The following is a 22479-nucleotide window of genomic DNA, read 5'->3' as shown; positions in this document are numbered from 1 at the left end:
GTTCTCAGACGAGCTGCAGGTCCGTTGCGCGTGCCCCGGGGAACACCCGGGCCAGCGCCGTGGCGTTCAGCCCATACATGCTCCCGAACAGCCCGCCCAGCACGGCGCGGTAGTCGTTGAGCACCGGGTGGTCGCGGTCCTGGAACAGCGTGGCGGCGCTCAGCGCCTGCTGCTCGCCCGCCATGCGCCCGCCCGCCACGCCGCCGCCCAGCACCCAGAACACGGTGCCGTGGCCATGGTCGGTGCCGCGGTTGCCATTTTCTCGGAAGGTGCGGCCGAACTCGCTGACCACCACGACCACGGTGTTCTTCCAGGCGGCCGTGCCCATCTCGTCGGCAAAGCCGGCCAGGCCGCGGCCCAGCTCCTCGAAACGGTTGGCCAGCGCGCCCGTGGCATTGCCCTGGCCCACATGCGTGTCCCACCCGCCCACGTCGACAAAACCCAGGTGGTAGCGCGTCTGCATGAGCCGCGCCATGCGCCGTGCCGTGCCCTCGAAGCCCCGGGTGCTCAGCGCATTGCGGCTGGCCGCGTCCATCTCGCCCTGCATGCTGCGCGCCACCTCGCCCTGGGTGGCAAAGCCCTCGGCCACGGGGCGGGCCAGGGGGGTGCTGCGGTACATCATGTCGATGAGCCCGGCCTGGCGCTCGTCCACGGCGGCCTTGCCGGCCGCAGCGGCCAAGGCCGTGTTGGGCACGTCCACGGTGCCGCGCAGCACCAGCGGCAGGGTGCTGGTGAAGGCCATGGGGGCGGCCGTGGTGCGCCTGGCACCGAGCTCGGCGGCCAGCCGGTTCAGGAAGCCCGAGCCATAGTCGCGCCGCCCACCCAGGGGCTGGCCCAGCTCGATGCTGTCCTGCGTGTCGAAATGGCTGCGCGACAGGTCGTCCGTGCCCGCAAAGGGCACGAAGGCCAGCTCGCGGCGCTGGTACAGCGGCAGCATCGAATCGGCCAGCACCGGGTGCAGGCCCCAATCGCTGGTGAGTTCCAGCGCACCACCCTCCTGCCCGGGGCGGGCAATCGCGATATTCGGCCGGCTCTCGTAATAGAAGCTGCTGCCGGTGGGCACAAGCAGGCTGGCGCAGTCGTAGCCGCCGCGCAGAAAGACGAGGAGCAGGCGTGCATCGCCCGCGCGCGGGGCGGCGGCCACCTGGGCGGTGGCCAGGCCCAGGGCGCTGGCGCCCAGGGCTTGCAGGCAGTGGCGTCGCAGCATGGGGGGGCTCCTTCAGCCGTGCATGAATTCGGGGGAGGAGAGGAACAACAGGTTCCACTCGCGCGGTGACTGGGCCTGGACCAGGGCGGCCCGTGTGGCGGGGGCCAGCGTGGCATCGATCTGCCGCAGGTAGGGCGTTTGCGCCAGCGCGGGCGGTGGTGTGCGAGCACCCGGTGCCAGGGCGCCCGCGCCGAGCACGCGGGCCGCCTCGAAGCGCGTGCTCATCTGGCCCGAGCCCGACCAGGTCGCCGCGTCGAGCGGGTAGCCGTCTGGCGTGGCGCGGCCATACAGCGGCTCGGCCAGGCGCTGCAGCCAGCCGAGCAGCGGGTCGGTGCTGGCCAGCACCGGCTGCTCGCCATGCACCAGGCGCGCGCCGGCCAGCAGGTACTGCACCGGGTCGCGAAAGCGCTGGCCCAGTGAGGCCTGGAAGTCGCTGGACTGGAACAGCGCTTGCAGCACGGCCGCGATGTCGCCATCGCTGCGCTCGAAGGTGCGGGCCAGGGTGTCGAGCAGCGCGGGCGGGGGCGCATCGCCCACCAGGTAGACGGCCAGCTTGCGCGTGACGAAGCGGGCCGTGGCGCGGTGGCGGGCCAGGCGGTCCAGGGCCTCGTCCAGCTCGGCCAGGCCCTGGGCGCGGATGGGTTGGCCCAGCAGGGTCTTCGCCTCCCAGTCATGGCGCTGGGGGTTGAACTCGAACAGCCCCTGGCGCACGTAGTGGGCGCGCAGCGCGGGCTTCATGCGCGGGGGCTCGCTGTCCAGCGGGCGCATGCCGATGCCGACGCCCGTGAGCACGCGCGCCAGTTCCTGCACGTCCTGCTGGCTGTAGCTGCCGCCCACGCCCAGGGTGTGCAGCTCCATCAGCTCGCGCGCATGGTTCTCGTTGATGCGGCCGGCGGCATTCTGCGCATTGTCCAGGTAGCGCAGCATGGCGGGGTGGCGCGTGGCGGCGCCCAGCAGGTCGCGAAAGCGCCCCAGCGCGTGCGGGCGTATGGCGCGCTCCTCGTAGTCGCCCACGCTGGCACGCAGGTCGGCCTTGCCGGCGAAGACGTTGAAGTGGTTCATCCAGAACCAGGTCATCCTCTCGCGCAACTGGCTCGGGGAGTACAGCGCACGCAGCACGAAGCGCTGGCTGGCCTCGCGCTGCAGCGTGCGCATGTCCTTCTGCCAGGCCTCCAGCGCGGCCTTGCGCTCGTCCTCGGTGGGCAGGGCGCGGGCCTCGCGCTGGCGCGCGTCCATCTGCAGGGCCAGGGCCTCGTATGGGGTGTGGCTGATGGCCATGGCGTCGATCTGCGCCTGGGCCGCGGCCGGCAGTGGCGCGCTGGCGGGGCCGTGCAATTGGGCGGTCAGCCATGCCTGCGGGCCCATGCCGGCCAGCGCCTGGGCCCCCTGGGCCGTGCAGCCCCAGGTGATGCGGTCCATCCAGCGTGCGCGCAAGGCCTCGTCGGGGGTGTCCGAAGGAGCCAGGGAAGGCGCCGCGGCCCAGGCCGGTACGGTGCTGGCCGAGGCGCCCAGTGCAGTCAGCGCCAGCCACTGGCGGCGGTTGATCGGGGAACTGGAGAAAACGCCAGGGAGGAGCATGCTGCGGTCTTCCGTCGACCCCATCGAAGCCGGGGCGATGGCACCATGCTGCGCCTGCTGTCGGGCCAAGGCAAGGGCCTTTAGCGGGTTTTACGCGGGCGAAACAAATGCCCTGCAGGTTGTGAGCAGTTGTGCGCACGGCGTGCGCGCAGGCTCAGCGGGCCTTCGCCGCTTCCTCGAACTTGTCCACCTTGCGCAGCTGCTGGAAGCCCAGCGTCCACGCCCCCACCACGCCCAGCGTGCAGATGCCGCCCAGCACCGCAGCAGGCACCACGCCCAGCCAGGCGGCGCTGGTGCCGGCGCGGAACTCGCCCAGCTCGTTGGACGAGCCGATGAACAGCATGTTCACCGCATTCACGCGCCCGCGCATCTCGTCGGGCGTGGAGAACTGCACCAGCGCGCCGCGGATGTACACGCTCACCATGTCGGCGGCGCCCGCCACCAGCAGGGCCGCAAACGACAGCCAGAACAGCGTGGACAGCGCGAACACCAGGTTGGCTGCGCCGAAGATGGCCACGGCGATGAACATGGTCTGCCCCACCTTGCGGTTGAAGGGCCGCATGCTCAGGTACAGCCCGGCACCCACCTCGCCCACGGCCATGGCACTGCGCAGCGCGCCCAGGCCGGCGGGGCCCACGTGCAGCACCTCGTGCGCGTAGATGGGCAGCAGGGCCACCACGCCGCCCAGCAGCACGGCGAACAGGTCCAGCGAAATGGTACCCAGGATGATGGGCCGCGAGCGGATGAAGCCGATGCCCGCGCCAAAGCGCTGCCACATGCTGCCCTGCGCTGCCGCTGGGGGCATGGCGTAGGGGACGGCCACGCGCGCCAGCAGCGAGGCGCCCAGCGCAAAGCACACGAAGCACAGCGCATAGGTCAGCTCGCCGCCGCCCACGGCGTACAGCATGCCCCCCAGCAGCGGCCCGCCGATGCTGGCCGCACGCATCAGCATGCTGTTGGCGGCAATCGCCTGGGCCAGCTGTTCGCGCGGCACGATCTGCGGCAGCAGGCTCTGCATGGCCGGGCCCGAGAAGGCGCGTGCACAGCCGAACAGCACCAGCACCGCGTAGATGCCATGGACGCCCGTGGCGCCATGGCCCGACAGCCACCACAGCAGCGCGCTGCAGACGGCACCCACGGCCCAGCTGATGGCCAGGATGCGCCGGCGGTCGAAGCGGTCGATCAGGTCGCCGGCCGGCAGCAGCAGGCACAGCATGGGCAAAAACTGCGCCAGCCCCACGTAGGCCAGGGCCAGCGGTTCGCGCGTGATGTCGTACACCTGCCAGGCCACCACCACGGCCTGCACCTGGGTGGCGAAAACGGCGATCAGGCGGGCGGACAGGAAGGCCAGGAAGCCGCCATGGCGGTAGACGCTGGGAGCGGGCTGGCCTGCCGGGAGCGGGGTGGAGGTCGGGGACGGTTGGGACACGGGAGGTGCGGAAAAGGGACTGGCGCGGGGCGGGCGGGCCGCAGAACGCTGCGCTGGGCCGGCCGGTGCCAGGCCAGCCTATCAGGGTTTGTACCGGGGGCTCGATGCTACCGGCTTTGCGCCGGGGCTGCTGAAGGCTGCCTGACCGACTGGCCCCCAAAAAAACCCGAAAGTTCCTGTTACATCCGCCGATAACCGAAAAAGAAGGGGCCGGCATGGGGCCAGCCCCGGCAGCGGCGGCGCGTGCGCAGCCCTGCCTGTTCGGTCGGTCAGGAGTTCTTCTTCGGGCATGCCATGGCGTTGAGCATCAACACCAATGTGATGTCGCTGAGCGCGCAGCGCCACCTGAGCGTGGGGCAGAGCGCTCTGGCGACTTCCCTGCAGCGGCTGTCCTCGGGCCTGCGCATCAACAGCGCCCGGGACGATGCCGCCGGCCTGGCCATTTCCGAACGCTTCACGAGCCAGATCCGCGGCCTGAACCAGGCGGCGCGCAATGCCAACGACGGCATTTCCCTGCTGCAGACGGCCGAGGGCGCCATCAGCACCATTGCCTCGGGCCTGCAGCGCATCCGCGAACTGGCCGTGCAGGCCGCCAATGGCAGCTACAGCGCCAGCGACCGGCAGGCCATCCAGGCCGAGGTGGCGCAGCTGGCCTCCGAAATCGACCGCACCGCCAGCACGGCGCAGTTCAATGGCATGAACGTGTTCGACCCCAGCCGCGGCAGCCTGGTGGGGGACGCCAGCCTGCTGGCCGTGTTCGACGGCATGACCAGCGTGGGCAGCTGGCTGGAGAGCAGCGAGACCTTGATCAGCAAGCTCTACGGCATCAAGGCCGACGGGGCGGCGCTGGCGGTGAAGTACACGGGCTACACCGATGGCGCGGGCGGAGTGGCCGCTTACGTACAGGCCACGGGCTTCGATGGCCAGGGGCGCGGCACCAACCTGACCCTGCAGGTGGACATGGCCGATTTCGTGCCGCCCAATTTCCCCGACGGGGGCAACGCCCCGTACTACAACGACCGCATCATCGCCCACGAGATGGTGCACGCGGTGATGGCGCGCAGCACCAACTGGCAGGACATCACCAGCAACAACCTGTGGTTTGCCGAGGGCACGGCCGAGTTCATCCAGGGGGCGGACGAGCGCGTCAAGGGCGACATCGCCAACGTCGGGCTGCCCGCCGTGGTGGCCGCCATCAACGGGCCCTCGAACACCAGCGAGTTCTACTCATCGAGCTATTCCGCCGTGCGCTACATGCACAGCCGCATCAAGGGGGCGGGCGGCGAGGGCGTGAAGGACGTGCTCACCTACCTGAGCGCCAACCCCGGCTCCACGCTCGACCAGGCGCTGGCCAATGCCTCGCAGGGGCAGTTTGCCAGCGCCGCCGACTTCAAGACGCAGTTCGCCGCCAACGGCGCGGCCTTCATCAGTGGATTCGACCTGAACAACGCCGACACCGGCGCCATCGGCGGGCAGGATGTGGACGGCGGCGACGTGAAGACCGCCACCAGCACCGTGCCCAACAGCGGCAGCCGCTCGGGCACCGACGTGCTCGACGGCTTTGCAGAGTCCTTCGAAACCATCGCCACGTCCAGGGGCGGCACGACGACCAAGGTCTTCCAGATCGGTGCCAATGCCAACCAGACCCTGGAAACATCGATAGGCGCCATGGGCCTGTCGTCGCTGGGACTGCGCAGCACGCTGGACGTGACCATCTCGCCCGCCCAGGCCATCGTGGCGGTGGACCGGGCGCTCGACTACGTCAACAGCCAGCGCGCGGTGATCGGGGCCCAGGCCTCGCGCCTGGAGTCGGCCATGGCCAACCTCGGCAACACCAGCGAGAACCTGTCGGCCAGCCGCTCGCGCATCCTCGATGCCGACTTTGCGGTCGAGACCGCCACGCTGGCCCGCCAGCAGATCCTGCAGCAGGCTGGCTCGGCCATGGTGGCGCAGGCCAACCAGTTGCCGCAGGGCGTGCTGGCGTTGCTGCGCTGATCTGCGGCTGGGCGTTCAGGAGACGGGCGCGCCCCGGCACTCAAGGGGGAGGAAGTGGCCTGGCAGGTCGGTAGCGTTGCTGCCATGGACCTTCATTTTCTCCGGCACGGCGGCCTGTCCGCAAATCCATGCGATGGGCACCTGCGGGTAGCCCTCCACCACGGCGGGCCGCAAGGTCAGCGTCTTGCCGGCCAGGTTGCGGTTGGACAGGTTGCCGTAACGGATGTGCAATGCGCCTTGCTCCACCACCAGCTGCGTCACGTAGTTGCCCATGATCTGGTCGGCAGGCGGCAGTCCCGCCGCCGTGTTGCTGGCCGGCAGCGATTTCGTGCGGGCGTAGTGGGTGCCCACGGCCTGCCGGGCAAACTCCGCCAGGTTCTGGCCTTCGGTGACCTGGGTGCGGATGATGCGGTCCTGGTAGGACGGCATGGCCATCGTGGCCATGATGCCGATGATCGCGATCACCACCATCAGCTCGATGAGCGTGAAGCCCCGGTTGCGGCAGGTGGGCAGATGTGGGAAGCGATCGGTCATAGCATCTGGCCCAGTTTCAGGATGGGGAGATAAATCGACACCAGCAAGGTGCCGATGAGAGAGCCCACGCAAGCATAAAGGGCGAACACGATGGTGCGATCAAGGCGGGCCAAGGCTTCGGCCCATTCCGTGTCTGCCCAGGCTTGCAGATAGGGCAGTGGCATGCTCGCGTCGTGTGCCTGCTCGGCCACGGCCAGGTGCAGCGCATAGCGTTGTGGCAGCACCCCGGCAGTCTCGAACGCTTTGCTCCAGCTGTGCCCGGCGGCGATGGCCGCCTGCAGCTCCTGAGCGGCTTTCTTGAGCGGGGTCGGTCCGGTGGTCGAGGCCAGGTGGCCCAGTGCTGCAGCGGGCTGGATGCTGCTGCCCGCCGATGCGCGCAGGATGGCCAGCGCGCGGACGGCAAGCTCCGCCTTGCCCAGGCGCCGCGTCAATCCCGAGGCGTGGCCTGCATCGGCCAATCGCCTGGTCCATCCAGCGGGCAAATGCCTTGCAAACATGCACAACAGGAGCAAGGCCACGATCAAGGCGGGCTGCCATCCGATCAGCAGCCACTGCAGCGGGCCGTTGTCGAACACCGCACGGGTGAGGGCCGGCAGTTCGTGGCCGATGGCTTCCATGCCCTCGCGCATCGACGGTACGACGAACATCAGCATGGAGACAAAGAGCGCGCATGCCGCGGACGCAAGGGACGAGGGCCAGATCAGCAGCAGTGCCAGATCGGTGCGGCCGCGCACGCGCAGTTCCGTGTCTGCGGCGAGTGCCTGCAGCGTGTCGGCTTGCTGGTGCGGTCCTTCGGTGCCCTGGAGCCAGGCGGCAGTGTCGGGACTGGAGAATGCGGGCAATTGCTGCAAGGCCTGGCCGAGCCCAGCGCCCTGTTCCAGGGCCTGTGCCGTGTCTGCATAGGCACGCCTTGTGGCGCGCGGCAATTGCGCGTCTTGCGCCAGCAGGCGTGTGACAGGCGGCAGGGCACTGCCCGCTCGTGTGGCTGCCGCCAGATGGCGCAGCAGCAGCGCTTGGTCCTGCAGGGTGTCTTGGTTCTTCTTCATGGATTCCTGTCGGTGGCAGCGCCCCTGCAGGCCGCGGGTGTCTCTGCTGGGGCCATGCCACTGATGGCGGCGGGGTAGGGGGTTGCCCACCCAGCGGGTACGGGCTTGCCTCCGCACAGCCAGAGCACGGTCCAGGCCGGTGCGTCGTCGGGCAGTGCCGGCCGCATGCCCAGCAGCACGGGATGTGCGCCGCTGCGCAACTGGCCTGCGGCCCGCACGCTGTCCCCAAGCCGCTCGTACCGCATGTCCTTCAACCGGCCGTCGTCGCGGGGGTCGTGCAGCATGCCCGCTGACTGGCTGATCGGCAGCGGCTGGGCGCGGGCGCCGGCCTCCTGCAAGGTTCCGCGCATGGCGATGTCCAGGGTTGCTTCCAGCCGGGCACCGCCCAGCAGGGTCAGGGCTTCCATCGCATGGGCCTTTTCTCGCAAGGGCCACAGCGTGGTCATGCATGCGGCTGCGGCGCTTGCGATGATGAGCGCACTTATCGCAATCTCGAGCGGCTTCATCCGCTCACGCAACCAGGCTGGGTGGCGCAGCATCAGCGGGGGCGGCATGCGGAAGGCAGGTGTTTGTTCTCCAGCAAGGAAGGGGCCGCCGGCATCGGTGCCACGCGGGTGCCTGCGGGAGAAGGGGCGTTCTGGCATATCCAGGCCAATGGGGCGGTGGGCGAAGCGTCCCGGATGGCGGGGCGCATCACCAGCAGGGCGGGCTTGGGAAGGTCCTTGCCCAGGGCATCGGAAAACCGGATCGACAACACCCCTTGTGCTACGTCGATGCCGTCGACCCAGGCGCCTTTCATGAGCGCCGGTGCCGGCAGGCCCGCAGCTGCATTGTCCCGGGGCAGTACGCCCCAGCGGTCATAGTATTCGGCAATGTTTTGCTGGGCGGCCCGGCCCAACTCAAGGCCTTCCGCAACGCGGGCTCGCAAAAGGTAGTCTTGGTATGCGGGCAAGGCCACGGCGGCCAGGATGCCAATGATCCCGGTGACGAACATGAGCTCCAGGAGCGTAAAGCCAGCAGATGCGCGGCGCAGGGGGCGGGTCATGCAGGTGGTGCGACGAGGGCGGATTGCGGATGGGAAGGTGGGGCCGTAGGTGCGCGCCGGATTCTTCCACACGCGCGGCGACCAGACCAGTATTCCATGGCCGGCCCAGGTGGTCTCAACCGGTGGTGGCGCGGATCCCAACGGGGCCGTAGGGTTTTTGGTGCCGGTGCCGGTAGTCCCACGGTGCCAGCGGGCGTTTCTGGGCCCACAGGCCTTCGCCCTGGGCACGCGCCTGGCGCTGCAGCGGTGCCAGGTGCGGGTGCTGCTGCGCATACGGCGTATACACCCAGGCCAGGCCTGCCGTTACCTGGGCCGTGGCCACGTCGGTGCCGCCGCAGCGCACATTGGCCACCGTGCGGCCATAGCTGTCCTCCTCGATGGGCTGCAGCGCCGCCTGCCGCTTGAAGCACATCTGCGCCAGGTGTTGGCGCGACTTCTGGCCGAAGGCCTGCTTGCGTTCGGGCGCGTCGATGGCTGCCACCCGCACCTTCATCTGCTGGTAAGCCCCGGGCGTGCCGCAGCGGGCGGTGAGGGTGTCGCCGTCGCTGATGGCGACCACGAGGCAGAGCAGGGCAGCGGCGGGCAGGGGCATGGGGCAGGAGGGGGCTGGCGGGCAGTGAAAAGGCCGCGCATTGTCTCCTACACTCCGGGCTGCGCGGTGCACCAGGGCCGCGCCCACAAGGAACGACAACAGTGCACAAGGGGAGTTTCAGATGCGTAGCGTGATTTGCGCCGCCCATTCAGGCAAGGCGTGGCGATGGGGTGCCGTGGCGGTGCTGGCGTTGGCGGCCGCCCTGCCTTCCGTGCAGGCCAGGGACGAGGCCGGCGCCCATGGCAAGACGCTGGAGAAGACCTATGACCTGTCGCCCGAGACGCTGGCGAAGTTCCAGCGCTTTCAGGAAAAGCAGGCCCAGACCCCGGGTGACAAGGGCCGGGGCATCCATGCCGTGACCGAGCGCTGGCGTGGCGACGAGCTGTCGCTGCCGACCAGCAAGAACCCCTTCACCATCGTCGTCAAGGTCTCCGGCGTGGCGCTGGCCGATGGCGACGCCGGCTCGCGCTGGCAGACGGGGCTGCAGTTCGAGGGGCCCTCGCCCATCTCGTTCCTGCCCGAGCTGGTGCACAAGGGCGCGCGTGCGGGCCAGCCGGTGTCCATGGTCGGTGCCTCGAAGGGCGTGAGCTTCAAGGAAGACCGCATGGCGGCCCCCTCGCTGGAGTTCGAATCGTCGCGCAACCTGCGCATCGACCGTGTGCAGGTCGAGGTCTGGTCGGGCATCCGCAAATCGACCTGGCTGGAGCTGCTGATGTCCTGGTCGCCCATCCTCACCGGCGTGGTGTTCCTGGGCGTGGTGCTCTGGTTCCGGCGCCGGTAGCGGGCCTTACTCCTCGCTGGTCCACTCCACGTTCACGCCCAGGCTGCGCAGGTTCTCCACGAAGCGCGGGTGGGCGCGGCGGATGGGCGCGGCGTTGCGGATCTCCGAACGCCCCTCGATGCTGGCCGCCACCATGAACAGGGCGATGGCCACGCGGATGATGTAGGGGCTCTCCACCAGGGCGGGGCTCAGGGGGTTGCCGCCGAAGGTGATGAGGCGGTGCGGGTCTGACGAGAACACGTGGGCGCCGAACTTGGAGAGCTCCCCGGTCCAGCCCAGGGCGCCGTCGTAGACCTTGTTCCAGAACATGCAGTTGCCCTGCGCACGCACCCCGAGGGCGATGAAGATGGGCAGCAGGTCCACCGGGAAGTAGGGCCAGGGCGCGGCCTCCACCTTGGTCAGCACGTTGCTGGTGAACGGGGTCTGCACCTTGAGCGGGCCGGGGCAGTGGGCGCGCGACCAGCCGTCCTCGTGCGTGACCACCACGCCGAACTTGGCGAAGGTGCGGTCGATCAGCGGGAAGTTGCCCGGCGCGCTGTTGCGCACGATCACGTCGCCGCCGGTGATGGCGCCGAGCGCCAGGAAGGTGGTGATCTCGTGGAAGTCCTCGTCGAAGCGGAACTCGCCACCGCCCAGCGCCGCGCCGCCCTGCACCGTGATGCGCGAGGTGCCGATGCCGTCGATGCGCGCGCCCAGCATCACCATGAAGCGGCAGAACTCCTGCACATGCGGCTCCGACGCCGCATTCGTCAGCGTGGAGGTGCCGTTGGCGGCCACGGCGCAGAGCACGAAGTTCTCGGTGGTGGTGACGGAGGCGTAGTCGAGCCAGTGGTCCGTGGGCGTGAGTGCACCCTTGTTGCTGCTGCGCACCAGCAGCGAGCCCTCGGCGCGCTCCACCGTGCCGCCAAAGCGCTGGAACACCTCCACGTGCGGGTCGATCTCGCGCACGCCCAGGGTGCAGCCCTTGACGTTGTCTTCGAGCCGCGCCACGCCAAAGCGGGCCAGGAGCGGCGGGATCAGCATGATGGACGAGCGCATCTCCTCGGGCAGGCGGTGCCGGGCAGGGTCGAACACGGTGTCCTGGTGGTGCAGGCTCAGCGTGCCCGTGGCCTCGTCCAGGTGCACGCTGCTGCCCAGCATGCGGAAGATGTCTAGGATCTTGCGCACATCGGTGATGTCGGGCACGCCATGCAGGCGCAGCGGCTCGCGCGTGAGCAGGGTGGCGCACAGCACCGGCAGCACGGCGTTCTTGTTGGCGGACGGGGTGATGCGGCCACGCAGGGGCGTACCGCCGTGGACGATGAGGTTGGACATGGGGAAACCGGAAAGAAAGGGGGAGGGCGAGCGGGGCGGAAAAAGGCATCGCGGGCGCTGCGCCTGCTGGCGCTGCGCTCCGCGAAAGCCCTGCACTGTACCCGCGCCGCGCAACGGCACGTGTATCCGCCGGTAATCTGCCGCTCAGCAGGTCGGCTTTAGATCCACCACTCCAAAGCCAGAGGCCTGGAAGAACCGCAGTTTAGAAGCCGAAGGGCTGGCCGGGCTTCCAGGCGTCGGCCAGGCGCTTCGCTTCGGCCACTTCCACGATGCTCATGCCCGGCGCCAGGCGGCGCATGGTGCCGGCCGCCCAGAAGGCGCCGCGGTTGGGCGGCACCAGCGTGTCGTCCTGCTGCTGCTCCTTGTGCGCGCGCTGCGCCAGGTCCAGCAGCATGTGGGCGGCCACGGGGCGGCGGCCCACATTGTCCAGGCCCGTGGAGTAGAGCAGGCCCAGGCTGTACAGGCCCGACGGGTCGCCCTGGCGCGCGGCGCGCTGGTACAGGTTTTCGGCCTGCTCGGCCTGCTGGGTCACGCCCAGGCCACGCTCATAGCTGTAGCCCAGTTGGACGCTGGCCAGGGAATAGCCCTCGCTGGATGCCTTGGTCAGCCAGCGGATGGCCTGGTCGGGGTCCTTGGGAACACCGCGGCCGTCGCGCAGCGTGGTGCCCAGCACCAGCATGGCGCGCAGGTCGCCTTTTTCTGCGAGGGCCTGCAGTTCCTTCACCGCTTCGGGCCCTTCGCTGCTGCGGCGGGCCTGCTTCTCCAGGGCTTGCATGCGCGCCTGCTGGTCCTGGGCGGCCTTTTGCGCTGCCACTTCGGCGGCGCGGGCGTCGGCCTCGACCTTGGCGGCGCGCTCCTGCGCGCGCACCTTGTCGGCGTGGAACTTCCAGCCGATCAGGCCCCCGCCGATGGCCACGGCCAGTGCCAGCGCAATCCAGGTCACGGGCAGTTCGCGCTGGGCCTTCTTCTGGGCCTTGGCTTTCTTCTTGGCTTCTGCTTCGGCTGCGGCGGCCTCTGCCGCGGCTGCGCGGGCGCGGGCCGCCTTGCCGACGTAGGGTGCGGGTGCGGGAGCCGGCGCTTCGGCGGCCTTGGGTTCCGCTGGCTTGGGGGGATCTACCTTGTCATAGGCCACGTGGCAGCTGGGGCATTGCCAGTCGGGTGCCGTGTCGCTGGACAGGCGGGCGTACTTGCAGCGGGCGCAGACGCGGCCGGTAGCGGCGGAGGGGGCGGCTGCAGCCGCGCCCTCTTTTTCGATGGGTTCCAGGGACAGCGAAAGCGATGATGGTCCAGCTTTGGTGTTCACGTAGTTCGTCCTTCACCGCGCACGCTGGCGCGGCCCTCCCGGGCTGCTCTTTCGGCCCCTCCCATAGGGTGCCGCCGGCCCAATGGGGTGTAGTGTATTTGTAGTAAATGGTTTTTTGTATGTCTGGATGTGTAACTGTGCTGCTGTGCAGCAATGGCTCCATGCCACCTGGGCATGGATTTGTAACAGTCACCACCAATCATCGCGCACAGCCATCGGCCGGCTATCGAAATGAGAGCGGCATGGCATCATGTGGCAAGGACCGTGCAGGCCAACGGTCCGTTCGACACCGGAAATGGGATGCCATCCCACAGACGAATTTCATTTTTAGAATGCGGGGAACCACCGGCCGGCCGTGGGTCTCACAGCCACACCCGCCTGCCGATGCCCGCCCTTTCGGAGTGCTGCCTTTGAATTCGCCGATGCCCTCGGGCCAGTCCCTTCTGTCTGCTTCGCCATTGTTTTTGCGCTTCTTGCGTCCGCTGGCCATGGCGCTGGCCGCTGCGGCCACGCTGTTCGTGGCCGGCTGCGCTTCCCTGCCCACCGGCACCCAGGGGCCTCAGGCGCCGCAGGAGAAGTTCGGTTCCCTGGCCACCTACTCACGCCTGTTCGACGCCACGCCGGCGCAGACCTGCGAGGCGTCGCGCCGGGCACTGCTCAGCCAGGGCTACATCATCAACACCAGCTCGGCCGAGCTGGTGGAGGGCAAGAAGAACTTCCAGCCCGGCACCGAGACGCACATGCAGATGGTGATCCGCGTGGTCTGCGTGCCCGAGTCGCCCGCCGGCAAGATCAGCCTGGGCTTCGTCACCGCCATCCAGGACAGCTTTGCGCTGCGCAAGACCAACAACTCCGCCAGCCTGGGCGTGGGTGCCATCGGGTCCGTGTCGCTGCCGTTCTCGTCGAGCAGTGAATCGCTGGTGCGCGTGGGCAGCGAAACCATCACGGCGGACACCTTCTACGAGAGCTTCTTCGACCTGGTGCGGCGCTACCTGGTCATCGACGAGGCCGCCCAGGCCAACGAGTAGCCGGCCCCCTCAGGCGTACAGGCGCGTCCCGGCATCGCGGATGCGCAGCGCGGCCTCGTGGCCCAGCGCATTCACCACGGGTTCCCACACGCTGGCGTAGCGCGGCAGCGCGTCGGGCGCGAAGGAGGTGTGCGGCCAGTCCGATCCCCAGACCAGGCGCTCGCCCATGTGCGCGGCCACGCGGACGATGGCCGGGTGCAGCAGGCCGTAGGGCGCACTGGCCTGCAGCCGGTACCAGCCCGAGAGCTTGACCCAGGCGCCTTGCCCGGCCAGCTTGGCCAGGGCCTGCCAGGCGCGGTCGTCGGCCGGCAGCAGGCCGTGCAGGCCGGCCAAGTGGTCCAGCACGCAGGCCACGGGCGTGCCCTGGTGCAGGTGGACGATGGTGGCCAGGTCTTCTGGGTTGGCGTACCACTGCACATGCCAGCCGCGCTCGGCCAAACGCGGAGCCAGGGCCTTCATGGTCTCTGGGCCGTTGCCCACGGGCGAGACGAGGTTGAAGCGCACGCCGCGCACGCCCAGGGCGTGCATGCGGTCCAGCTCCGCATCGGGCACGGCACCGTCCAGCACCACCACGCCGCGGTGGCGGCCGCTGGATCGGGCCAGTGCATCGAGCAGCACGCGGTTGTCCGTGCCATACACGCTGGGCTGCACCAGCACGAGGTGGCCCACGCCATGCGCGGCGGCCAGCGCCTCGATATCGGCCAGCGGCCGGTGCACGGGCTGGTAGTGGCCGGCCTGCGCGGGTGCGGCACTGTCGAAGACGTGCACGTGGGTGTCCCAACCCTGGGGCAGGGCGGGAGTGGAAGGGGGAGAGGTGGAAAAAGTCATTTCAGTCACACGCTGCGGCGTGCCGGTGGCGCATGCACGAAGCGTGCGCGCTCCCTGCCGGCTGCCCGGGCGGGGGCTTATCCCACCGAGATCTTGCGCTCGCGCACCACTTTGGCCCACTGCTCCTGCTGCGCGGCAATGAACTTGCCGGCTGTCTGCTGCGAGGCGTCGGCGAACACATCGCCACCGAGCTGGCGCACGCGGCCCAGCACCTCGGGGTCGGCCAGGGCCTTGCGCACGGCGGCCACCAGCGTGGCCCGGGTGTCGGCGGCCATGCCGGCAGGGGCCAGCAGGGGGTTCCATTCGAGCACCTCGTAGCCGGGCACGCCGGCCTCGGCCATGGTGGGGATCTCGGGCAGGGAGCGGGCGCGCACCATGCTGGTCACGGCCAGCGGGCGCAGCTTGCCGGCCTGGATGTGGCCCAGCGACGAGGCCACGTTGGCGAAGAACAGGGGTACCTGTCCGCCCATCACATCGGTCATGGCCGGGCCGCCGCCGCGGTAGGGCACGTGCAGCAGCTGCACGCCCGCACGCCCCTCGAACATGGCCCCCGCCAGGTGCTGGGCCGAGCCGTTGCCCGAGGAGGCATAGGTGATCTCGCCCGGCTTGGCCTTGGCCAGCTGGATCACGTCCTTGACCGACTTGGCAGAGAAGCCCGGCGTGCACACCAGCACGTTGGGAAAGGTGACCAGCACCGCCAGCGGCGTGAAGGCCTTGGCGCTGTCGTAGGGCAGCTTGGGGAACAGCGAGGGGTTTACCGCGAAGGACGAGGCATCGAGCAGCAGCGTGCTGCCGTCCGGCGTGGCGCGCGCCACCTGCGAGGCGGCCAGCTGGCCGCTGGCGCCGGGCTTGTTCTCCACCACCACGCTTTGGCCCAGCGCGTCGGCCAGGCGCGGCGCGATGATGCGCGCGATCAGGTCGGCACCGCCGCCTGCGGGGTAGCTCACCACCAGCGTGATCGGCCGGCCGCCAGCGACCGTGGCCGCGTGGCCGGCCGCCAGCCAGGGCGCGGCCACGGTGGCGCCTGCGGCCTGCAGCAGCCTGCGGCGGGAGATGTGGGAAGAGGGCGTGGTTGGTGCCATGGTGCGGTGCTCCTGCTGGGGTCGGGGGCGAGAGGGTCAGGTGATCGTGACGGAGTAGTGGAAGGCGTGGGCGTCGCCGCGGGTGGTGCGCCATTCCACGCAGCGGCCCGCCAGGTCGTAGGCGCTGCGCTCCACCACCACGCAGGGGTGGCTGGCCTGCAGGCGCAGGTGGGCCGCCTGGGGGGCGGTGAGCACGCCAAAGCCGATCTGGTCCACCGCGCGGTGCACGTGCACGCCGCATTGGCGCGCGAACAGGGGGTAGAGCAGGTCGTCCCAGGCGGCAGGGTCGCCTTCGGCGAGGGGGGCGAACCGGTCCAGCGGCAGCCACAGCTCTTCGAGCAGGCAGGGCTGGCCCGCCAGCAGGCGCAGGCGCAGCAGCCGCAGCACCGGCTCGCCCGGTGCCACGCCCAGGCCCCGCGCCACGGCCGTGGTGGCGGCCAGGCTCTGGCGCTGGACGATGCGTGACTGCGGCACCTCGTTGCTGCCCCCGCCAAAGCGGAAAAAGCGCAGCATGGAGCCGCCCGCGATGCCCTGGCGCACGAAGGTGCCTCGGCCATGGATGCGTTCGATCAGCCCCTGCTCCACCAGCAGCTCCAGCGCACGGCGCATGGTGCCCAGGGCCACCTGGTGCTCGGCGGCGAGAAGGCTTTCGGCCGGCAGCGCGCTGCCCGGCGGCCACTCGCCCGCCACCACGCGCACGCGCAGGGCATTGGCCAGCGCGGCATAGCGGCGCATGCCGGGAGAGCTGTCGACCAGGGCCAGGTGCGAAGTGGATTCCATGCCGAGAACTATAGTCCTCTATAGGACTTGAAAAATTCGGATTTACCCTGGATATGGGTGCCCGGGCAGGCCTGGTGTCCCGCCGCGGCCTACAGCACGGTCTGTTCGGCCCAGGCGCCGGGTGCCAGCCCGTCGAGCGTGTAGGGGCCGATGGCCGCGCGCACCAGCCGCAGCGTGGGCAGGCCCACGGCCGCCGTCATGCGCCGCACCTGGCGGTTGCGGCCCTCGCGGATGGCCAGCTCGATCCAGGCGGTGGGAATGGCCCTGCGCTCGCGGATGGGTGGTGTGCGCGCCCACACGGCAGGCGGCGGGTCGAGCAGGCGGGCCCGCGCGGGGCGGGTCGGGCCATCGTTGAGCTGCACGCCGCTGCGCAGCTGCGCCAGGGCGTCTTCGCCGGGCAGGCCCTCCACCTGCACCCAATAGATCTTCTCCATCTTGAAGCGCGGGTCGGCGATGCGGGCCTGCAGCGGGCCATCGCTGGTCAGCAGCAGCAGGCCCTCGCTGTCGGCGTCGAGCCGGCCGGCCACGTAGATGCCCGGCTGGTCGATGTAGTCCTTGAGCCCCTGCCACTTGCCTTCGGCCGTGAACTGGCTGAGCACGCCGTAGGGCTTGTTGAAGCGGACCAGGCGCGGTGGCGTGGCAAGAGGCATGGGGCGGCGTGGTCCTGTCAATCGCTGCTGCCGCCCGTGACGGCGCGCACCCCGGCAGCGCCCACGTCCACCGTGGCGCCGACGACCTTGGCGCCCACCTTCACCGTGGTGGCCGCCACGCTCACCGCCGCATCGGCCACGGTGACCACGGCGCAGCCGGTGCAGCACAGGGCCAGGGCGGCTACCAGTGCCAGGCGCCCAGGCCTCGAGAACTGTTTTGGGGAGCGCATTGTCTGCAGTGCCATGGCGGTGCTCCTCATGCTGCCGGTACGAACAGGGCCGGGTCCACCATGGTGCGGTTGAGCATCACGCCCCAGTGCAGGTGCGGGCCCGTCACGCGGCCGGTGGCGCCCACGGCGCCCAGGCGCTGGCCGGTGGCCAGCACGTCGCCCACCTTCACGTCGATGGCGCTCAGGTGGCAGACCATGCTGAGCAGGCCCTGGCCATGGTCCAGCCACACCGTGCCGCCGTTGAAGAAATACTCGCCCGTGTCGATCACGCGTGCCGGCAGGGGCGAGAGGATGGGCGTGCCCGTGGGCGCTGCGATGTCCATGCCGCTGTGCGGGTTGCGCGCCTGGCCGTTGAACACCCGGCGCAGGCCGAACGAGCTGGAGCGGCGCCCCGGCACCGGCACACGCATGCGCAGCGAATCGAGCGCCTGGCCCGCGGGCTGCTCGGTGAAGGTGGCCATCACCAGCGCCTGGTGGTCGCGCTCGCGCTCGTAGCGCGCCTGGTCCTCAGGCGACAGGTCCACCGTGCGGGGCGACACGGTGAGGTGCTGCTCCTTGTACTTCTTGGGCGCCACGGTGTAGGGCAACTGCCGCGCCGCGCTGCCGCCGGCTGCGGCCACGGTGGCATGGGCCGGGCCGGGCACGGCCGCCAGCGGTATGCCCACCAGGGCGGTCCACCCGTGCGCGTCGCCCACCACCAGCACGGGCACCTGCTCGTTCTTGGCTCCCTGTGTGTGCACCACGGGCCGGGCCGCTGCCGGCCCCAGCGGCAGGCGCGCCACGCCGCCCGGCACCAGCAGTGCCTGGGGCCACAGCGTGGGGGCCGCAGGCGTGGCCTGCGCCTTGGCGTGCGCGCCGGGCGCATGCAGGGCCAGCAGGCTGCCGCCGGCAGCGAGCAGGGCGGTGCGCCGGTTGATGGGCGGGGTATCGGCGGGGAGGAGAGGGCGCATGGAGAAGGGCACGGCTGTTCGGACCCGCAGCGAATCGCGGGCAAGGAAAAAACAGGCGCCATTGTGCCGCGTCATCTGGGGAATTCGGCCTACATGGGGGGCCTGGGGGCTCTCCAACAATCGCGCCATGCCCAAATCCGGTCGCACCGTGCGCGTCGCGCTTCTCACCTTCGTGGCCACGGCCGCCCTCGTGCTTTTTGCACTCAATTTCACGGCCGGCGAGAAAAAGATCCAGCACCAGTTGCCGCGCCTGTACAGCAGCGCCAGCCCGCAGTTCGAGCGCGCCATGGGCAGCCTGCTGGGCCCGGGCATCCTGCCGGGCAACGAGGTCAAGGAGCTGATCAACGGCGACCAGATTTTTCCGCCCATGCTCGCAGCCATCCGCTCGGCACAGAAGAGCGTGACTTTCGAGACCTACATCTACTGGTCGGGCGACATCGGCAAGCAGTTCGCCGACGCCCTGGCCGAACGCGCCCGCGCGGGCGTGCCGGTGCATGTGCTGCTCGACTGGGTGGGCAGCGCCAAGATGGAGGAAAGCTACCTCACCGAGATGAAGGAAGCGGGCGTGCTGGTCGAAAAATTCCACAAGCCCCACTGGTACAACCTGGCGCGCATGAACAACCGCACCCACCGCAAGCTGCTGGTGGTGGATGGGCAGGTGGGCTTTACCGGCGGTGTGGGCATCGCGCCCGAGTGGACGGGCAATGCCCAGGACCCCGACCACTGGCGCGACTCGCACTACCAGGTGCGCGGGCCTGCCGTGGCGCAGATGCAGGCCACCTTCCTGGACAACTGGCTCAAGGTCACGGGCAAGGTGGTGCACGGGGACGCGTACTTTCCGCCCATCGCTGCGCGGGGTACGCAGCGCGCGCAGATGTTCTCGAGTTCGCCGTCGAGCGGCAGCGAGAGCATGCAGCTCATGTACCACATGGCCATCACCGCGGCCGAGCGCAGCCTGGACCTGTCGGTGGCCTACTTCGTGCCCGACGACCTCACGCGCCAGCTCATGCTCGATGCGTTGAAGCGCGGTGTGCGCATCCGCCTCATCACGCCCGGCCCACACACCGACACCGAGACCGTCAAGGCGGCCTCGCGCGCCACCTGGGGCCCGCTGCTGGAGGCGGGGGCCGAGATCCACGAGTACCAGCCCAGCATGTACCACTGCAAGGTGATGATCGTGGACCAGCGCATGGTGTCCGTGGGCTCCACCAATTTCGACAACCGGTCCTTTCGCCTCAACGACGAGGCCAACCTCAATGTCTACGACACGGTGTTCGCCGAACGCCAGACTCGGGTGTTCGAGGACGATCTGAAGCAATCGAAGCGCGTGACCTTGGAGGACTGGCAGAACCGGCCGCTCAAGGAGCGCCTGTCCGAGCGCATGGCGGCGCTGCTGGAGTCGCAGCTGTAGGCATGCCGGCTGCGAGACCGACCACGCGTTTCGCTCACAGCTCGTTACTTCGTGGGCATGCGCTGCGGGCCTTCAGGAGGCTCCGCGTTTCTACAATTCCTCCCTTCAACAAGAGGGTGAGGGATTTCCATGGCACAGCGGCGAAGCATTCTGGCGGGCATATCGGCGTGGCTGGCGACTTTGCTCGCAGGGGCGCCGGGCAGTGTGTCCGCGGCGGACGGCCCCACCGCAGGCCGGGCCGGCATCCACCCCTGGATCGACGCGGGCGACAAGGTGGTGGCCGATGTGATCGTCGATGGCAAGCGGGTCGCGCAGATGGACCACCAGGCCACGCAGCCGGGGCTCAAGAAGCCGCCCGCGCTGGTGTTTGCGCTGCCCGTGGGGCTCAAGCGCATACGGCTCAAGGGGCAGGTCACCCAGGGGGGGAAGGCATCGTCCTTCGACAAGACCTGGACGGTGCGCGACATGGCGCCCTTCTCGGCACCGCTGTACGACCAGGGCAGGCCCTGGATCGAGCGCGTCCGCGGCCTGGCCGGCAAGCTGGACGGCGCGCTGAAAATCGAAGCCGGCGATGGCGGCGCCAAGAAGAAGCCTGCCAAGGCTGCCTTTGCGGACCTGGAAAAGAGCCTGGGCGTGCCCCTGCCCCCGCTGGTGAAGGTGCTGGGCGACTGGCAGATCCAGATCGGTGACTCGTACTTCCTGTCGGCGGCTTCCATGCGCAAGGTCACCGACATGCTGCTCAGCGAAGGGGGCTACGAGCGCAAGGGCAAGGATGGGCTCGACACCATTCTTGCGCCCGACGTGCGCGCCCGCTACGACCGCAGCCTGGCCGTGTTCATCGAGGTGGGCGACGGCCTGGGCGCCCTGGGCTGGGACCCTGCAGGCGTCACCCCCGGCGAGGCGCCCAGCACCTGGGGTGACAAGGGCAACCCCGGCGCGAAGCCTGGGGCGCCGGGCGAGGGCGTGTGGTACTGGCTGCACCAGGGCCACATCGGCCAGCCCGAGCTGTTGCTGGACGACGACTACCGCCCCAAGACGGCCGAGGCAGCGCTGACCCATGTGTTCCAGCGCTTCGCGCTGTCGCAGGTGGAACTGGCCGAGTCAGAGGACGACCTGGAGGTCGATACGGCCAACCCGCGCCCCAACCTGCTGCAGCTGCACTTCGACGGGCCGCGCAAGCCGCGCCTGTGGCTGCGCAGCTACGACTACCACTACAGCCTGTATTGAGGGCGCAGAAGGCGGGCTGGCTATCCCCGCCTGCCGTGTCATATCTGGATACCTTGTGCTCCGCGCGCCGTGGACGCCGCTTCCTACAATCGCGCCTTCACAAAAACAGAGAGGGTGAGGGATTCCATGGCACGAGGGCGGCGGCGGATGTTGGCGGGCATGGTGGCTTGCGTGGTGGCTGCGTGGGCGGGCATGCACGGCGTGGCTGGCGCAGCGGGGCTGGAGATGTCGGCAGGCAAGGCCGGCATCTACCCCGAACTGGCGGTGGGGGACCGCGTGGTGGCCGATGTGATCGTCGATGGCAAGGTGGTGGCCAAGCTCGACTACCAGGCCGTCAAGGCCGGTGCCGCGCCGTCTGCGGCGCTGGTGTTCCCCTTGCCTGCGGGCACCAAGCGGGTGCGCCTGCGCGGCCAGGCCACGCTCAAGGGCGCGGCGGCGCCTTTCGACAAGGCCTGGAAGGTGCGCGACCTGGGGCGCCTGTCGGCACCGCTGTACGACGCCAACAGGCCCTGGATCGAACGCATCCGTGGCCTGTCCAAGGTGGTTGCGGAAGGGGTCTCGGTCGAGCGCATCGACAGCAAGGCCATGAAAAAGCCCGCCAGCGCCCTGTTTGCCGACATCGAGAAAAGCCTGGGTGCGCCCTTGCCGCCGCTGGTCAGGGTGCTGGGGGACTGGAAGGTCGATACTGGCCACTCCTCCGGCTTCGTGACGGCTGCGGGCATGGCCAAGGTGACGGACATGCTGGTGAATGCGCGCAACCACGAGCTCAAGGGCCCCCGGGGACTGGACCGTTTGCTGGACCCCGGGCTGCGTGCCCGCTACGACCGCAGCCTGGTGGTGTTCGAGGACATGAACAGCGGCATGGGCGCCCTGGCCTGGGATCCGGTGGGCATCGTGGCCGGCGAGACGCGCGGCACCTGGAAGAATGGCAACAACCCGGTGGCCCGCCCCGGCCCGGCGGGCCAGGGGGTGTGGTTCTGGATGAGCGAGAAGAACCTCGACCAGTCACCCCGCCTGCTGCTGGACGACGAGCTGCGCCCCATGGGCGCAGATGCCGCGATGACCCATGTGTTCGAGTGCTTCGTGCTGAACTATGAAAGCTCGCCCGAGAACGACGGTGAACTGGTGGTGGACACCGCCACGCCCAAGGGCAGCCAGCTGGGGCTGGGTTTCGAGGGGCCCGGCCAGCCCCGCCTGTCTTTGAGCAACTACGACTACCACGACTGCCTGTACTGAGGATGGGCCACGGCTGTCGTGAGACAGTGGGTTCACCCTTGCCAAGTGCTTCTCACACGGACGGGTGTTTGACCAAATGGCCGGGTAGGGGCCGCAGACGGTGCCGCCGCACGGCAAGGCGCATCGACTATCGTTGCCGTGGAAGGGGGATCGGCATCCGCTGTTCACTGAGCTGCGCGCCACGCATGGTGTACGAAACGGGCGCGCCCCAGGCCAGTGCCCCCGCGCAAGGG

General features: G+C 69.5%; 22 protein-coding genes. 6 read left to right on the top strand and 16 right to left on the bottom strand.

The genetic code is table 11. From position 1 onward, the window contains the following. Positions 1-4: 4 nt before the first annotated feature. From AC07PA_RS30955 to AC07PA_RS30945, 3 genes are all read right to left on the bottom strand, one after another. A complete protein-coding gene (locus AC07PA_RS30955) occupies positions 5-1207 on the bottom strand; it encodes a DUF1501 domain-containing protein (RefSeq protein WP_494609795.1) in 1203 nt (400 codons plus the stop codon). 12 nt (positions 1208-1219) lie between these two features. Then, positions 1220-2785: a DUF1800 domain-containing protein gene (locus AC07PA_RS30950; RefSeq protein ID WP_494609796.1), complete on the bottom strand. Its 1566-nt coding sequence runs from the start codon at positions 2783-2785 to the stop codon at positions 1220-1222. A 154-nt stretch (positions 2786-2939) separates the two neighbouring features. Then, positions 2940-4214, bottom strand: coding sequence for an MFS transporter (locus AC07PA_RS30945; protein WP_494609797.1), 1275 nt, complete (start codon positions 4212-4214; stop codon positions 2940-2942). A gap of 294 nt (positions 4215-4508) precedes the next feature. On the opposite strand from AC07PA_RS30945, the gene AC07PA_RS30940 reads away from it, so the two are divergent. After that, positions 4509-6209 (top strand): flagellinolysin, encoded by a 1701-nt coding sequence (locus AC07PA_RS30940; protein ID WP_494609798.1) that lies wholly within the window; start codon positions 4509-4511, stop codon positions 6207-6209. A 15-nt stretch (positions 6210-6224) separates the two neighbouring features. Here the strand turns inward: AC07PA_RS30940 and AC07PA_RS30935 are convergent, their stop codons facing one another. The 5 genes from AC07PA_RS30935 to AC07PA_RS30915 form a co-directional block, all read right to left on the bottom strand. Beyond that, entirely contained in the window at positions 6225-6743 is a 519-nt protein-coding gene (locus AC07PA_RS30935; protein WP_494609799.1) for a pilin, read from the bottom strand. Continuing rightward, a complete protein-coding gene (locus AC07PA_RS30930) occupies positions 6740-7879 on the bottom strand; it encodes a type II secretion system F family protein (protein WP_494609800.1) in 1140 nt (379 codons plus the stop codon). Before AC07PA_RS30930 ends, AC07PA_RS30935 begins: the two co-directional genes overlap by 4 nt. Next, positions 7786-8235 (bottom strand): hypothetical protein, encoded by a 450-nt coding sequence (locus tag AC07PA_RS30925; RefSeq protein ID WP_494609801.1) that lies wholly within the window; start codon positions 8233-8235, stop codon positions 7786-7788. The genes AC07PA_RS30930 and AC07PA_RS30925 overlap by 94 nt, the downstream gene beginning before the upstream one ends. 92 nt (positions 8236-8327) lie before the next feature. Next, a complete protein-coding gene (locus tag AC07PA_RS30920; RefSeq protein ID WP_494609802.1) occupies positions 8328-8834 on the bottom strand; it encodes a pilin in 507 nt (168 codons plus the stop codon). Positions 8835-8949: 115 nt separating this feature from the next. Beyond that, on the bottom strand, positions 8950-9426 hold the full coding sequence (locus AC07PA_RS30915) for a thermonuclease family protein (RefSeq protein ID WP_494609803.1): 477 nt from the start codon (positions 9424-9426) through the stop codon (positions 8950-8952). A 121-nt stretch (positions 9427-9547) separates the two neighbouring features. Here AC07PA_RS30915 and AC07PA_RS30910 point away from each other — a divergent pair, with 121 nt between their 5' ends. Then, positions 9548-10207, top strand: coding sequence for a hypothetical protein (locus AC07PA_RS30910; RefSeq protein WP_494609804.1), 660 nt, complete (start codon positions 9548-9550; stop codon positions 10205-10207). A 6-nt stretch (positions 10208-10213) separates the two neighbouring features. On the opposite strand, the gene AC07PA_RS30905 is transcribed toward AC07PA_RS30910, so the two are convergent. Together AC07PA_RS30905 and AC07PA_RS30900 are read right to left on the bottom strand one after the other, a co-directional pair. Beyond that, a complete protein-coding gene (locus tag AC07PA_RS30905; RefSeq protein WP_494609805.1) occupies positions 10214-11521 on the bottom strand; it encodes a UDP-N-acetylglucosamine 1-carboxyvinyltransferase in 1308 nt (435 codons plus the stop codon). 202 nt (positions 11522-11723) lie between these two features. Next, positions 11724-12824, bottom strand: a complete 1101-nt coding sequence (locus AC07PA_RS30900) for a tetratricopeptide repeat protein (RefSeq protein ID WP_494609806.1) — start codon at positions 12822-12824, stop codon at positions 11724-11726. Between the two features lie 422 nt (positions 12825-13246). Between AC07PA_RS30900 and AC07PA_RS30895 the strand changes: the two genes are divergently transcribed. Beyond that, entirely contained in the window at positions 13247-13852 is a 606-nt protein-coding gene (locus AC07PA_RS30895; protein WP_494609856.1) for a DUF2242 domain-containing protein, read from the top strand. 9 nt (positions 13853-13861) lie between these two features. On the opposite strand, the gene AC07PA_RS30890 is transcribed toward AC07PA_RS30895, so the two are convergent. The 6 genes from AC07PA_RS30890 to AC07PA_RS30865 all read right to left on the bottom strand — a co-directional run bounded on the left by AC07PA_RS30890 (position 13862) and on the right by AC07PA_RS30865 (position 18372). After that, positions 13862-14680, bottom strand: a complete 819-nt coding sequence (locus tag AC07PA_RS30890) for an amidohydrolase family protein (protein WP_494609807.1) — start codon at positions 14678-14680, stop codon at positions 13862-13864. A gap of 77 nt (positions 14681-14757) precedes the next feature. Then, positions 14758-15762, bottom strand: a complete 1005-nt coding sequence (locus AC07PA_RS30885; protein ID WP_494609809.1) for a tripartite tricarboxylate transporter substrate binding protein — start codon at positions 15760-15762, stop codon at positions 14758-14760. A 36-nt stretch (positions 15763-15798) separates the two neighbouring features. Further along, on the bottom strand, positions 15799-16542 hold the full coding sequence (locus AC07PA_RS30880; protein ID WP_494609810.1) for a GntR family transcriptional regulator: 744 nt from the start codon (positions 16540-16542) through the stop codon (positions 15799-15801). Positions 16543-16631: 89 nt separating this feature from the next. Further along, positions 16632-17192: a pseudouridine synthase gene (locus AC07PA_RS30875; RefSeq protein ID WP_494609811.1), complete on the bottom strand. Its 561-nt coding sequence runs from the start codon at positions 17190-17192 to the stop codon at positions 16632-16634. Between the two features lie 17 nt (positions 17193-17209). Beyond that, positions 17210-17437, bottom strand: coding sequence for a hypothetical protein (locus AC07PA_RS30870; protein ID WP_007854870.1), 228 nt, complete (start codon positions 17435-17437; stop codon positions 17210-17212). 11 nt (positions 17438-17448) lie between these two features. Then, the gene (locus AC07PA_RS30865) at positions 17449-18372 is read right to left on the bottom strand and encodes a peptidoglycan DD-metalloendopeptidase family protein (RefSeq protein ID WP_494609812.1); all 924 of its coding nucleotides are present in this window, start codon (positions 18370-18372) and stop codon (positions 17449-17451) included. A 127-nt stretch (positions 18373-18499) separates the two neighbouring features. Here AC07PA_RS30865 and AC07PA_RS30860 point away from each other — a divergent pair, with 127 nt between their 5' ends. From AC07PA_RS30860 to AC07PA_RS30850, 3 genes are all read left to right on the top strand, one after another. Further along, positions 18500-19783, top strand: coding sequence for a phospholipase D-like domain-containing protein (locus AC07PA_RS30860; RefSeq protein ID WP_494609813.1), 1284 nt, complete (start codon positions 18500-18502; stop codon positions 19781-19783). A 129-nt stretch (positions 19784-19912) separates the two neighbouring features. Further along, positions 19913-21010, top strand: coding sequence for a hypothetical protein (locus tag AC07PA_RS30855; protein ID WP_494609814.1), 1098 nt, complete (start codon positions 19913-19915; stop codon positions 21008-21010). A 159-nt stretch (positions 21011-21169) separates the two neighbouring features. Next, positions 21170-22246, top strand: coding sequence for a hypothetical protein (locus AC07PA_RS30850; protein WP_494655413.1), 1077 nt, complete (start codon positions 21170-21172; stop codon positions 22244-22246). The last annotated feature ends 233 nt before the right edge of the window (positions 22247-22479 follow it).

Source organism: Acidovorax sp. GW821-FHT09B03 (genome assembly GCF_059418305.1).
This window is presented reverse-complemented; position numbering and strand designations above follow the sequence as displayed.

What these genes read in the sequence shown, in the direction of transcription:
- AC07PA_RS30925 (WP_494609801.1), bottom strand. Translation starts at nt 8,235, where the DNA reads ATGACCACGCTGTGGCCCTTGCGAGAAAAGGCCCATGCGATGGAAGCC.
- AC07PA_RS30895 (WP_494609856.1), top strand. Translation starts at nt 13,247, where the DNA reads ATGCCCTCGGGCCAGTCCCTTCTGTCTGCTTCGCCATTGTTTTTGCGC.
- AC07PA_RS30940 (WP_494609798.1), top strand. Translation starts at nt 4,509, where the DNA reads ATGGCGTTGAGCATCAACACCAATGTGATGTCGCTGAGCGCGCAGCGC.
- AC07PA_RS30920 (WP_494609802.1), bottom strand. Translation starts at nt 8,834, where the DNA reads ATGACCCGCCCCCTGCGCCGCGCATCTGCTGGCTTTACGCTCCTGGAG.
- AC07PA_RS30890 (WP_494609807.1), bottom strand. Translation starts at nt 14,680, where the DNA reads ATGACTTTTTCCACCTCTCCCCCTTCCACTCCCGCCCTGCCCCAGGGT.
- AC07PA_RS30870 (WP_007854870.1), bottom strand. Translation starts at nt 17,437, where the DNA reads ATGGCACTGCAGACAATGCGCTCCCCAAAACAGTTCTCGAGGCCTGGG.
- AC07PA_RS30865 (WP_494609812.1), bottom strand. Translation starts at nt 18,372, where the DNA reads ATGCGCCCTCTCCTCCCCGCCGATACCCCGCCCATCAACCGGCGCACC.
- AC07PA_RS30880 (WP_494609810.1), bottom strand. Translation starts at nt 16,542, where the DNA reads ATGGAATCCACTTCGCACCTGGCCCTGGTCGACAGCTCTCCCGGCATG.
- AC07PA_RS30905 (WP_494609805.1), bottom strand. Translation starts at nt 11,521, where the DNA reads ATGTCCAACCTCATCGTCCACGGCGGTACGCCCCTGCGTGGCCGCATC.
- AC07PA_RS30850 (WP_494655413.1), top strand. Translation starts at nt 21,170, where the DNA reads ATGGTGGCTTGCGTGGTGGCTGCGTGGGCGGGCATGCACGGCGTGGCT.
- AC07PA_RS30910 (WP_494609804.1), top strand. Translation starts at nt 9,548, where the DNA reads ATGCGTAGCGTGATTTGCGCCGCCCATTCAGGCAAGGCGTGGCGATGG.
- AC07PA_RS30955 (WP_494609795.1), bottom strand. Translation starts at nt 1,207, where the DNA reads ATGCTGCGACGCCACTGCCTGCAAGCCCTGGGCGCCAGCGCCCTGGGC.
- AC07PA_RS30935 (WP_494609799.1), bottom strand. Translation starts at nt 6,743, where the DNA reads ATGACCGATCGCTTCCCACATCTGCCCACCTGCCGCAACCGGGGCTTC.
- AC07PA_RS30915 (WP_494609803.1), bottom strand. Translation starts at nt 9,426, where the DNA reads ATGCCCCTGCCCGCCGCTGCCCTGCTCTGCCTCGTGGTCGCCATCAGC.
- AC07PA_RS30855 (WP_494609814.1), top strand. Translation starts at nt 19,913, where the DNA reads ATGGCACAGCGGCGAAGCATTCTGGCGGGCATATCGGCGTGGCTGGCG.
- AC07PA_RS30875 (WP_494609811.1), bottom strand. Translation starts at nt 17,192, where the DNA reads ATGCCTCTTGCCACGCCACCGCGCCTGGTCCGCTTCAACAAGCCCTAC.
- AC07PA_RS30885 (WP_494609809.1), bottom strand. Translation starts at nt 15,762, where the DNA reads ATGGCACCAACCACGCCCTCTTCCCACATCTCCCGCCGCAGGCTGCTG.
- AC07PA_RS30860 (WP_494609813.1), top strand. Translation starts at nt 18,500, where the DNA reads ATGCCCAAATCCGGTCGCACCGTGCGCGTCGCGCTTCTCACCTTCGTG.
- AC07PA_RS30950 (WP_494609796.1), bottom strand. Translation starts at nt 2,785, where the DNA reads ATGCTCCTCCCTGGCGTTTTCTCCAGTTCCCCGATCAACCGCCGCCAG.